The organism is Dehalobacter sp. 12DCB1 (genome assembly GCF_004343605.1).
GTDB lineage: Bacteria > Bacillota > Desulfitobacteriia > Desulfitobacteriales > Syntrophobotulaceae > Dehalobacter.
In genome coordinates this window covers 256,096-268,433 of record NZ_POSF01000014.1, presented here as the reverse complement: position 1 = coordinate 268,433, position 12,338 = coordinate 256,096, and the positions used below count along the sequence as shown (strand labels likewise).

Annotated in this window: 10 protein-coding genes; all 10 read left to right on the top strand. The window is 50.5% G+C overall.

The features are described from left to right. Positions 1 to 84 precede the first annotated feature (84 nt). The 10 genes from C1I38_RS08180 to C1I38_RS08135 all read left to right on the top strand — a co-directional run bounded on the left by C1I38_RS08180 (position 85) and on the right by C1I38_RS08135 (position 12,338). Positions 85 to 339 carry a hypothetical protein gene (locus C1I38_RS08180; protein WP_131929977.1) on the top strand — a complete coding sequence of 85 codons (255 nt, stop codon included), beginning with the start codon at positions 85 to 87 and terminating at the stop codon, positions 337 to 339. An 87-nt stretch (positions 340 to 426) separates the two neighbouring features. Then, positions 427 to 1,569, top strand: coding sequence for a hypothetical protein (locus C1I38_RS08175; protein ID WP_131929975.1), 1,143 nt, complete (start codon positions 427 to 429; stop codon positions 1,567 to 1,569). After that, positions 1,566 to 1,949, top strand: coding sequence for a hypothetical protein (locus tag C1I38_RS08170; RefSeq protein ID WP_131929973.1), 384 nt, complete (start codon positions 1,566 to 1,568; stop codon positions 1,947 to 1,949). Before C1I38_RS08175 ends, C1I38_RS08170 begins: the two co-directional genes overlap by 4 nt. Then, complete coding sequence (locus C1I38_RS08165) at positions 1,949 to 5,821, top strand: AAA family ATPase (protein WP_131929971.1); 3,873 nt, start codon at positions 1,949 to 1,951, stop codon at positions 5,819 to 5,821. Before C1I38_RS08170 ends, C1I38_RS08165 begins: the two co-directional genes overlap by 1 nt. A 58-nt stretch (positions 5,822 to 5,879) precedes the next feature. Continuing rightward, positions 5,880 to 6,752 carry a Lin1244/Lin1753 domain-containing protein gene (locus C1I38_RS08160; protein ID WP_165904930.1) on the top strand — a complete coding sequence of 291 codons (873 nt, stop codon included), beginning with the start codon at positions 5,880 to 5,882 and terminating at the stop codon, positions 6,750 to 6,752. Beyond that, the gene (locus tag C1I38_RS08155) at positions 6,655 to 7,620 is read left to right on the top strand and encodes an ATP-binding protein (protein WP_165904929.1); all 966 of its coding nucleotides are present in this window, start codon (positions 6,655 to 6,657) and stop codon (positions 7,618 to 7,620) included. Before C1I38_RS08160 ends, C1I38_RS08155 begins: the two co-directional genes overlap by 98 nt. Then, positions 7,613 to 8,509, top strand: a complete 897-nt coding sequence (locus C1I38_RS08150; protein ID WP_131929965.1) for an N-6 DNA methylase — start codon at positions 7,613 to 7,615, stop codon at positions 8,507 to 8,509. The genes C1I38_RS08155 and C1I38_RS08150 overlap by 8 nt, the downstream gene beginning before the upstream one ends. A gap of 12 nt (positions 8,510 to 8,521) precedes the next feature. Beyond that, positions 8,522 to 9,277, top strand: coding sequence for a Cas9 inhibitor AcrIIA9 family protein (locus tag C1I38_RS08145; RefSeq protein WP_131929963.1), 756 nt, complete (start codon positions 8,522 to 8,524; stop codon positions 9,275 to 9,277). A gap of 9 nt (positions 9,278 to 9,286) precedes the next feature. After that, positions 9,287 to 11,233 carry a PcfJ domain-containing protein gene (locus C1I38_RS08140; protein ID WP_131929961.1) on the top strand — a complete coding sequence of 649 codons (1,947 nt, stop codon included), beginning with the start codon at positions 9,287 to 9,289 and terminating at the stop codon, positions 11,231 to 11,233. Between the two features lie 88 nt (positions 11,234 to 11,321). After that, entirely contained in the window at positions 11,322 to 12,338 is a 1,017-nt protein-coding gene (locus tag C1I38_RS08135; protein ID WP_243109299.1) for a DUF5131 family protein, read from the top strand.

Here is a 12,338-nt window from a genome sequence, read left to right as displayed (position 1 = left end):
GAGGGCCCAGGTATATGCTACCGGGAATAAGTGGGCGATGGAAAATTTCAACGCTACCCACAATTAAGGAAAGGAGAATCGAGATTGAGTAACTTAAAAGTTCTTGTGGAAGAGGAACTGCGCTCCGAAATTTCGATCGAAGAAATGGAACGAGCCGAACGCCGGGCCCGTCAGAAGTTGGACTGGATAATCAAGCGAGAAGGAGACGCCAATGGGGAACGTCTCAAGCCCTGGTACCTGGTTCATTTAATTTCCGAGGCGGTATGCCAATATAGACTTTCAGCAGAATGCCTACTCCTCTACGGACGGGCAAAAGAAAAAGATTGCGCCGCCCTGTGAAGCAAACGCAATCCGTTGTTTGATAAATATTTATGACTCTACTTTAACATGAAAATTTTAACAAATCAAGATTTTGGAGGGATATAAATGCAAAACACCCTTATGGAAGTTCAGAGCAAATTCAGCGGCGCAGACGTCAATCTGCTCATGCCGATCAGCAACGAAGCGCAGATCAACCCTTTTTATAAATTCACCGTCATGGAAGTCAAAGCCGATGTGTCCGAGAAGTCCGGCGATATTTTTAAGGTCGGCAGCGTCAAAACCGGAACTGCAAACGGCAAGGACATCTATTCCGACGTATTCTCCCCGGCCAAGCCGCTGCTCATGAAGCTGGCAGCCGCCGCCGGCATCCAATTCGATCCTAACAACACTTTCGGTACCTTCATCACCAAGAACTGCTATAAGGCCAAAGCCTATGGCGCTATGCGCATGCCGGATGGTACCGGAAAAACCCACTGCGACGAGAAAGTTATCAATCTGGATGATGAAGAGGATCGCTTCCGGCTTGAATTCATGGACAAAGCCTTGCAAGGTATTACCGAGCAGAAAGCAGCTCAGGAGGCCGCTAAGTTATTCAAAGGTGAGTGGGTAGACGCTGAAGACAAATGGGGAAAGAAATGCAAAGCCTTTAAGATTGCTGACGAGGACCGGCAGAAATATATCGACCGTTCCGTGCTGGTCAACATGACCCTGCTGCGCAAAACCTTTGCCGAGAAAGCCATGACCGGAGCTATACTGCGTGTGATCCGCGCGCTGATCGGCATGAAAGGCACCTATACCCTGGAAGAGCTGAAAAAGCCTTTCGTCATTCCGCGCGTGACATTCAGCCCGGACTATAACAACCCAGAAGTACGCCGGGCAATGTTGGAGCAGGGTATGTCCTCGGTAACCAATATGTTCGGCGGATCCAGAGCTTTGGCCGCGGCACCCTCTTATCTCGACCAACCTGCCCGGGAAGATTTCAACCCGGAGGATTTCTCAACAAACGCTGCTTTTGCCTCCGATGCACTTGATCCGGATGATTCTCCCTTTGGCAGCGCCGAGGACTTCTCTGATCCCGAATCTGACCCCGAAGAGGAACAGAATGCAGCAACGATAGACCAAAACGACCCGAACCAGTGCCAGAAATGCGGCGCCAAAATTACCGATAAAGTATCAACCTTTGCCATTAAGAATTTCGGGAAGCCTCTATGCATGAGCTGCCAGCATAAAGGGGGTGCTGCCCAATGATTGCTTTGAAAATTACTACCGATTGCAAGATTAAGAAAATAGATCTTCAAGATCCCTTATACCAAACGGTTAAAGAATCTATGGGTGGACCTCTTGAAATCTTACATCCAGAAAGTCTTCCTTCTTCTTTCTGCATGGTTACTGCAAAGAAAGGAATTGGAAAAGAATCATCGTTTAATCCGGTCGCTTGCTATTTATATCAGGCAGATATTTATGAAAATCCTATTATTGGTGACGTCATCGTCATGCGAAAAAAGATGACTGAGAATGGGATTGCCCTTATCGGTCTAAAAGAACAAGAAATCAATACACTTACCAGAAGTTTTAACAGCGTTATAGCAATGATTCAGCAAAATATGCAGTTGCAGGAGGCGCTGTGATGAAAATTCTTCATACCTCCGATTGGCATATCGGCAATTACCCTGGTCCTGAATTAAACGGCGTCAATTTGCGAGGCAATGACATCTATAACTGCCTCGGCTTCATGGTTAACAAGGCTCGGAGCGAGAACCCCGATTTGATTGTGGTTTCCGGCGATATTTTTCACGCTGCCAAGGTGTGGGCCGACCGGGGACTGAACGAGACCTATCACGCGATCAATATTATCCGTAAGCTTTCCGATGTTGCGCCTGTGGCGATTCTCCGCGGTACACCGAATCATGACGGCGACGAGCATTTTCAAATGTTATATGAGGTTCTTGGTTCTGATCCGGACATTACTATTCTAGATAAACCGGATGTTACCCATATTGTCACCAAAAACGGCCCTGTCAACGTTGCCGCCCTGCCTGGGTTTGAGCGTGGATTCTTCCGGGCGAAGTTTCCGGGTCTCTCCAAAGAGGAAGAGAACCAGGTCTTTACCGAGGAGCTTGGCAAGATTGTCCTGAGCCTGAAAGCCGCCTGCAATCCTGGTTACCCTTCCATCCTGCTGGCGCATTACACTGTGCCAGGATGCAACACCGAGAGCGGACAGGTGCAGTTTTTCTCCCAGTTCGAGCCTGTTATTCTCCCGGAAGTTCTGGATGCTGCTGGATTTGACCTGGTGGCACTCGGCCATATTCACCGGCCTCAATGGGTACAGAGCTGCCGTAATACTTATTACGCCGGCGCTATCAATGCACTAAACTTCAACGACGAAGGTCAGGAAAGAGGATTCTGGATTCACACCCTTCGGAAACCCGTCCTTGAAAGTGAATTCATACAAACTCCAGCCCGAGAATTTATCACCTTACGATTAGCAGACGAGGAGATTGCAAGCTGCAATTTTGGAGATTTTAATTTAGTAGCCCGTAATCACTGGGATTTCCCCCCTCTCGAAGCTCCAAACGCTATTCAGGATAAAATCGTCCGAGTGCTTTATACCTGCACAGACGAGCTCAATAAGGCTTTTAACAAGGCCCTGCTCGAAAAGCGTCTCTACGATGATGGTGCCTTCTGGGTACAGGAAATCACACCGGAGAAAATCACCATCACGGTCAACCGTAACGAGCTGTCCGAACATAACTCCCCGGAAGACAACCTGCGGGAATACTTGATGGAAAAAGCGGTTCCGGATGACAAAATCGCCGCGCTGATTGAAGCTGCCCGGCCAGTTATCGACGAGGCGGCCGCCGGCAATATTACGGCCTCTCTGACCGGGCTGTTCGTCCCGGTGGAAATCGAGGTCCGCAACTACCGCAACTATGCCGAGGAAACGTTCAACTTCAACGACATCACATTTTGCACCATCAACGGCAAGAACGGTGCCGGCAAGTCTAGCCTGTTTATGGACGCCATGCTTGATTGCTTATTTGAGGAGCCGCGCGAAGGCGACCTGACAGGCTGGATCAGTAACGGCGAGAAGGCACGCTCCGGGAGCATCAAATTTACCTTCAAGATAGGTGGCCGGATTTTCCGGGTTACCAGGACCAGGACGAAGAGCGGCAGCGGCACCCTAAATCTGTCCGAGTATGATAAAACGGCTGAAGACAACTGGGCCAACCGGTCGGAAGAGCGGATGCCCCTCACCCAGGCAAAAATAATCGACATCCTTGGCATGGACAGTCTGACATTCCGGAGCTGCGCCCTGATTATGCAGGATCAGTACGGCCTTTTTCTGCAGGCGGACAAAGAAAGCCGCATGGCCATCCTCGGCAATATCTTAGGCCTTGGCGTGTACGGCGAAATGGAAGCCATCGCCAGGGATAAGGCTGCCGAAGTCAATAAGCAGATCCGTCAGAAAAATGACGAGCTGGAAAAGCTATCAGCTAACCTGCCGGACGGGGACGATATCCAGCTGAAGATATCCGAGGCCAATACCGCCATCGAAGATAAAACCACTCAAATTAAAATGTTTACAGTGGAGGCCGACGCCCTCAAGCTCCGCTTGAATTCCAAGCTGGAGGCGGCTGCACGCGCCTTTAAACTGCAGAACGATGTCGAGAATCTGCGCATGAAAAAGACTGCCACAGAGGGCACCAGAGGCGAGCAGGTCCTGATATTGGACAATTCAAATATCATCTTGTCCCAAGAGCAGACCATCCTCGATGGTGTCGCCAAATACCACGGCCTGTTGGAAAAGGAAAAAGAATTGCTCTCGAGTAAGGCGCTTTTTGATTCTAAGCTGACCGAATATGGCAAGCTGCAGACAGAATTGCAGAGCACCCAGCGAGAAATAAACAGTCTCAAAACGGAGCTGGACGGCCTGATGTCAAGGCGCGCACCGCTTGCGGCGAAGATTGCCCTGACTGCTGAGCTTGAAGTTCTGCATGACACTTATCTGGCCGAGAAGGCTATGCTTTCCTCCCTCGAGGGAATTTCCAACGACTACATCCGGCTCAGTAACGAGATTGCCACGGCCGAGAAGACCAAGAGCTCGATGCAGTCTCAGTACAATACGGAATACGCCCAGCGGATCGCCGAGTACAAGGCCATTAAGGAAAAGGCTGCCATTCTCGAAAACAGTGGGTGCATTGATCAGGCGCGCGCGACCTGCCGATTCCTGGCTGATGCTCAGGCCGCCAAGGCCAAGATTGAGCCTTATAAGGAAGATTGCCACAAATGGGACGAAGATCAGAAAGCCAAACTTGCTGAAGCTCAAGCCCAGCTCGACAGCCTAAACCAGAAGCGCGATGCCCTAGGCTATGACCCGGAAGCTATCAAAACCAAGCGCCAGACGGTTGCTGAACTCGAAGCGAAATCCAGAGAATATGAAGCTCTGGCCGGTTACCAACAGCAAATCAATCTCATTGACGAGCGTGTTGGTGCCATTAACCTGAAGCTCTCCGAGCTGGCTGAAACAGCAATTAACCTAACCTGCGCCATCAAAGAAGCATCACAGGAATTGGAAGGCATGACCGTCGCCGCTGAGCAATACAACGCCCTACAGGCGGAAATCGCCGGCGCCAAATCATGGCTCGATAAGGAAAAGCTGCTACCGGTCGCCCGGGAGAAAAAGGCCATCGCCGAAGCCAGAATCTTGGAACTCAACGTCGAGCTGTCGCAGATTGAATCTGACATTGTGGCTAAACAGCAGGAGCTGGAGACAGAGAACCAGACAGCCGCAGGGAGCGAAACGCTCAAAGCCGACCTGGCCATCATCGAGGGTAATCTCTCGACCTTGCAGACGGAAATCCAGAGCCTATCTATGGAAATCGGCGGCCTGAATAAACAGCTGGAAACCATGAAAACTTCTCAGGCTGAAATCGTGCGCATCCAAGCTCTGGTCAAAGACCTGGCGGACAGCTCAGCTCTCTATGAAGAACTAAAAAAAGCTTTCTCGCAGGACGGTGTGCCCCACAATATCATCCGCTCCATCGTTCCCCAGATTGAAGCTACGGCCAACAATATCCTAGGGCAGATGTCCGGCGGAAAAATGAGCATGGAATTTGTAACCGAAAAAGTTCTCAAAAGTAACAACAAAAAAGAAGTCGTTACCCTGGATATCATCATCAATGAGGCCGGCGGTCGACTTCCGTATCTGTCCAAATCCGGCGGCGAGCGTGTCAAAGCTGCTCTGTCTGCTATCCTCGCCCTGGCGGAAATCAAGAGCAGCCGCGCCGGCATTCAGCTCGGCATGCTGTTTATCGACGAACCTCCATTTCTTGATGCTTCGGGTATTCAGGCTTATTGTGATGCCCTTGAAACCATCCAGAGCCGGTATAAAGGACTAAAAATCATGGCCATAACCCATGACCCGACTATGAAAGCCCGCTTCCCTCAGAGTATCGACATCGAGAAGACGGATGAAGGAAGTAAGGTTATCTATTCGTAAAAATACAGAAAAGGCCGGGGAATCAAGGCCCCGGCCCAGCCCTGGGGGAGGTGAAATTTTGGCAAGGCCGACAAAACAGACAGTGGAGTATTTTCCCCACTTTGTGACATCCAGCAAGACCAAAGACATCTTGCAGGACAAATACGGCAACGACGGTTATTCCTTCTGGTTCAAGCTCTTGGAGCTGCTTTGCCGGACCGATGGACACTATTATGACTGCAGGGAAGAAACTGACTGGGAATATTTTCTTGCCTATCAAAAAGTCAGTGAGGAAATGGCTCGGACAATCTTAAACAAGCTTGCCGAAATGAACAATATTGATCGCCTGCTCTGGTCAAATCGCATTATTTGGTGTCAGCAATTGGTAGACAATTTGTCATCAGTTTACTCCAAAAGGACAGTTTCCGCACCGAAAAAGCCGGTTATTGACGAGTTTCCGAACCGAAACCCCCCCGATAACGGGGTTATCGGTACCGATAATCCACAAAGTAAAGTAAAGGAAAGTAAAGTAAAGGAAAGTATATTTCCCCCCTTACCCCCCGAGGGGGATGAACAAGCCGGGCAGATTAACAATCCGCCTAAAAGAACCCCTCGCAAAAAAGCGGAGCTGACCAAAGAGCAGGAGAAGTCGTTCAAGCAGTTCTGGGATATCTGGCCTCATAAGGTAAGCCGCGGACAGGCGGAAATCACCTGGGTCAAGCTGAATCCCAGCGAAGAATTCTTAGAAGTGATTCTGGCCGGTGTCAAAAGGGCAATCAAGCACGATCACAGATTCAGACCCGGCGGATATATGCCTCATCCGTCCACCTGGCTCAATGCTAAAGGATGGCTTGATGAATTTACAGGAGATGGTTCAAATGCAGGAAATAGGTCAAATACTGAGCAACCAGGATTCGTTCCCAGTTCCGGATTCCGGAACAAACCGAAATAATGTTCTAACCACAGCCGAGGCGGAGGAGCTGGGCTTAAGATTCAGAACACAGCCGCCTGAACCGAAAACCTGCCAATATTGCGGGAAAGTTCTCTACCACGAAGGCATTCGGTTCGCCGATGTAGTGTCCTTCTGGTCTCCCAGCCCGAAGCGCTGCTCTTGCCCGGAAGCCCAAGCCTATTGGTCGGCATACGACAGTGAACAGCAGCGGATACAGGAACAAGAGGAAATCGCCCGCCGGCGCGCGGCAACGCAGGAGAAGATTGACCAGCTGATCGGGCGCAGCGGCTTGAAAAAGCGGTTCAAGAACCGGACTTTTCAGACCTTCAAGGCCGAAACGCCGAAGCAGAAGAAAGCCTATGCCGTTGCCAAAGAGTACGCAGACCGGTTCTTTGAATTCTACCAGCGCGGTGAAGGCCTTTACATCGAAGGCACCAATGGTACCGGCAAGACCCATCTCGCTGCAGCCATCACTCTGCAGCTGATCAACGAAGGTATTCCAGTGGTCTGTAAAACCTCGATAGAGCTTCTGGACAACATCAAACAGGCCTTCGACGGCAGTCAGGTAAGCGAGTACGACATTCTGAAAGTTTACAAACAGGTTGACCTGCTGATTATCGACGATCTTGGGAAAGAGCAGTGCACGGACTGGTCCATGTCGATCCTGTACTCCATCTTAAATGACCGGTATGAGGATTTACGTCCGACCATTATCACGACGAATTTCAATGAAGAGACTTTAATCCGGAACCTGACCCCGCGAGGATTTGACAGCTCGAAGGTTATCGCTATCATCAGCCGCTTAAGGGAAGTTTCCACGGTCATCACCATGGCCTGGGAAGATTTCAGGAGCTGCGGATATGAGTAAGCCGGCGGTTATCATGGACTACCAAAAAGAGATTGTCAAAGTCCTCACCGCATTAAGCTATCGTCACTCCCTCTGGCAGGTTTTCACGGATTTCGTAGAAATGGCGGCCGTGGCCATCAGTAATTCGGTGGACGCTATCCACAAGCAAAATAGGGAAACGCGGTACCTGGAGATCATCGGCAAATACAACAAAGACGAGCAGCAAATGTTTCCAAAGATGATGGCGTACCTGGTAGAGGCGCTGGAAGATAGCCTGAAGTTTGAGGGCGGCCCGGTCGATGTTCTTGGCCAGATATTTCACGAATTGGAGTTGCACAACAAATGGAAAGGCCAATTTTTCACCCCGACACCAGTCTGCGAAATGATGGCCATGATGACCTTCGGAGAGGGACAAGAGGTTAAGGAAAAAGGATTTGTGCCGGTCGGAGAACCATGTGTTGGTAGCGGTGCTATGGTTCTGGGATTCGCCAAGGCTATGAAAAATAAGGGATTTAACTACTGCAACCAGATGGTTGTCACAGCGACGGACGTTGACATGAAATGCGTCCATATGGCCTATGTGCAATTCGCACTCTACGGGATCCCTGCAGTAGTCATTCACGGAAACACTCTGACGATGGAAGAATGGTCCCGGTGGTATACCCCGGTTTATCTGCTGGACGGATGGATCTGGCGGAGCCAAGGAAGCAATACAACCGCCCGGAATGCAGACGATGAAGCGCTGAAAATGGTTGACGAGCCGATATACGCCGCTGTGTGCGAGGTGATTGCCGGCGAGAAAATCGCGGCCGCCGAAGCGAAAAATGTTATCGAAGAGGACGAAATCGTTATCGAACAGCCCATATTTGAGTTCAGAGAAGAGAAGAACGGGCAGTTGAGCCTGTTTTAAGGAGGTTTCATCATGAGTGAAATAAATGCCGAACAAAAATGCCGGGTTTGCGGATGCTCGAATGAAAGCGCCTGCATGACCGAGGAAGGGGCTTGCTATTGGGTTGAATCTGACCTTTGCAGCGCCTGCGCGGACGAAAATTCTAAAGAGTATACAGGGGAAGAAGAGACCGAAGACGATGAGGAAGAAATCATGGACGATGAAGTGACCGAAGAGGCGGAAGAAGTAGCTGACCATGAACCGGAAACCATCAATAATGTCATAGAAATGCCGGAGCGGTTTCCTGAAGCGGCCGTTGCTAAGATAGCCCAGGAGCTGAAGGATTTCAAAGGCGACAACAAAGCGACTGCAGTCTCCAAATTCGTGGCATCGACTCTGACGCACTTCTGCGAGGAAAATGACAGGTTTGCCGAGGTCGTCTATAAAACCTCACGAACGCTTTCCGACTGCTGCGCCGAAATCATGGCAGGCGTCGGTACCCATGTTTCGGACATCGATGTTTACCGCGGCGCTGTCCGGTCGTATTTCCCGAACGCCGACATCAGCTTCAAAATGAATATTCTGGTCAACGGTGACGTTCCTGATGACGAATACCTGAAACGGAAACCTGAGAAGAAAGCCCAGCCGGCCAAAAAAGCCAAAGAACCGGTCGAGAAAAAAGACAAACCGTCAGCACCCCCAGCTCCCAAGAAAGAAACGCCGGCGCCGAAGAAGCCGGAACCCAAGGCAGAGAAAAAGCCGGAGCTTATCCAGCTGTCGCTTTTTTAGGAGGCCGTTATGCTTGTTAAAAAAGAGTTGGAACAAACGGCTATCATGAAATACCCGATCCTGCCGAGGCCGAAAGATAAGAGAGCCAGAAACGACAAATATGTCGCAGCTGCAGAGGTCCTGAGCCTGAAACGATCCGGGGAAGTTCTCGTCATTGACGTATTCCTCCGGGAGGATAAAACCCTGAAGCTTCGTTTCTTCTCCGACGGCAAGGCCTTCCTGGTCTGCAAAGAGTGGCCGGTCAAGAAATGGGAAAAGAGGCTGCCGAGTAATCTGCTGGAAAACCAGTATTCCTACTTCACTATCGAGGCCCGGGAAAGCGACATTAAGATTGCCCATGAAATCCTCAAAGACGGTCAAACCTCGTGGCATTACGTCCATGGCATGAAAGAAGAACTGGATTCCTTTGCCAGTGAGATAAACCGCAAAAAGCAAGAGCAGGCGATGGAGCGAAAATACGCCAAGATGGGCGAGCACTTCGGCATGTTCCCAAGCTACCCGGCCGACCTGATTGAATACTGCGAGAAATACGTTTTCGGACAGACAAGCATTTTCATCGATAAGCTTCAGAAAGTAAAGTCCGGTATGTGCCGCAAGGCAGTCTGCGGTCACTGCGGTCACAAATTCACGGCCGGTAAAGAAGTAAAAACCGGAAAAACCGGAATCTGCCCGAAATGCCATATGCCGGCCAGATACCGAGCCGCCTGGTCAACCAACGGCAGCCATCAGGAAAAAGCCAAAATATGCATCGCCTACAGGGTTGATAACCAGCTGCTGACCCACTGGACCAAAATAACCAGATGGTTTGATGAGACTAAGGTCCAATACCGCTTCGATGACTACTACCGAAACCTCCACCTCAAAACCCCATCCGGCTCGATTCTCTACGCCTATGACTACAAACCCATGATGAATTGGGGAGAGAACTGGTACCGCCAGCGAAACGGCGATACCCATCACGGAGAATCATTCGTTTACGCGAACAATCTCCGGGAGGTCTTCGGAGAAACTTACTACCACGTGGATCTGCAGGAAGGGCTCAAAGCTTGTGGTCAATTGTCATTTTCAGCACTACTAAACAATCTTCGGGACTTCCAGGCGGCCGAGTACCTCTTCAAGATGGGAATGCCCGCCCTGGCTTCCTCCACACTTTTAATGCAGGACCTGGGCAACCGCGCAGGATTCACGGAAGTGCTGGGCGTCAGTAAGCAATACCATCCGCTTTACCGAAAATACAATGTCACCTTATTAGAACACAGAATCATCAAATCTTCCCGGACCTGGGTGGACGAGGACAGCTTTTTAAAGCTCCGGGTGCTGAAGCCGGATTGGTCGGATCAGGGCAATATCAATGACTTGCTTGAAACAATGTCATTTGAGCGCTTCGTTAATTATTTCACCCGGCAAAAGGAATACGGCAAAAAGAAGATCGACCACTACATGATGCTCTACCGTGACTATATATCCATGTCGGAATCGCTGAAGGTGGATTTGTCGCGGAAGTCCGTCCGGTTCCCCAGGAACATCAAGGAAGCCCACGACCTAATTCTGCCCCGCTTCAATCAGGTGAAACACGAGGTTGAGGACGCGAACTTCAAGCAAGCTCAGGAAAAACTCTACGCCGGGATGAAGGAATACGCCAAGGGGAATTACTGCATCGTCTTCCCGACATCGCGCAGCGAGTTTATCACCGAAGGGCAGACCTTAAACCATTGCGTAGGCAATGAGCACTACTATAAAAATCATCTGGCCGGAACAAGCATGATATTCTTCGTCCGCCAGGCAGCGGAGCGGGAGAAACCGTACTTTACCATGGAAATCGACATGAGGGAGCTGAAGATAAGGCAGCTGTACGGATTCGGCGACTGCACACCACCGCCGGAAGTTCGCCAGTTTGCCAACGAATTTCTCCGGAAGCTCAAACCAAAATCTGCGGAAGAAAGGCTGGTGTCCTAAATGAACAAATACGGGCCGCTGATTGAGCGGTTAATCAGTATAAAGGATTCTCACCCGGAGCTTACACGCTCAGAGAAAGACGCCATCAATGAGGCATGCAATGCCCTGGAAAGCGAGGGCCATCATGAACAAAAGCAAGATTGACTGGACTGACTATACTTGGAACCCCGTCACCGGCTGCCTGCACGGCTGCCCATACTGCTTCGCCCGGCGTCAATCGCTCCGGTTCTCCGGGGATATCAGGCTCAACCTAATGGATCTGCGCTGCAAGAAAGATGAGGCCAGCGGCCTCTATGTGCTCGACAAGCCTTTCATCACCCGGGAGAACAGATCCATCAGCTATCCTTGTGGGTTTGCCCCAACTCTGCATGAATATCGGCTTGACTGGCCTGGGCAGGTGAAAAACGGCGCTAATATCTTTGTCTGCTCCATGGCCGACCTGTTCGGGGATTGGGTACCTGACGAATGGATTCAGAAAGTCTTTGAGACCTGCGAGAAGTATCCGCAGCACAACTATATGTTTCTGACTAAGAGCCCCGCCCGGTATTCAGCTCTGGCCAACGCAGGGAAGCTGCCAGCCAAAGACAATATGTGGTACGGCACATCGGTCACCAACCCGGGAATGCCTGCGTTTGGGCTTATGAGTTATAACACCTTCGTAAGCATTGAGCCTCTGCTGGCGCCGTTCCCGGATTTGCATGGGTACCCATTTAATTGGGCCATCATCGGCGCGGAGACCGGCCGGCGTAAAGGAAAGGTCGTCCCGCAAAAAGCATGGATCAGGGATATCGTCAATCACTATCGCAAGACCGGCAGCCCGATCTTTATGAAAGAGTCCCTCAGGGAGCTGATGGGCGACGAATTCGTCCAAGAGTTCCCGCCCGGACTGCTCCGAAAAGAGATCAGCCCGAAGCTTAAAGAAAAACTGTGGGAGACCTGCAAATTCTGCGGTGCCGAGAAACCAAAAAAAGAAATGATTGCTCTGCTCTATCGGACGAAGCGTGGCGAAGGAGCAAAACATCTGGTCTATGCCTGCCCGGAGTGTTTTGAAGGTATCCAGCACTGCATGGTATCAGATAAAATCTGCGAGATAAGGGAGGTTTAG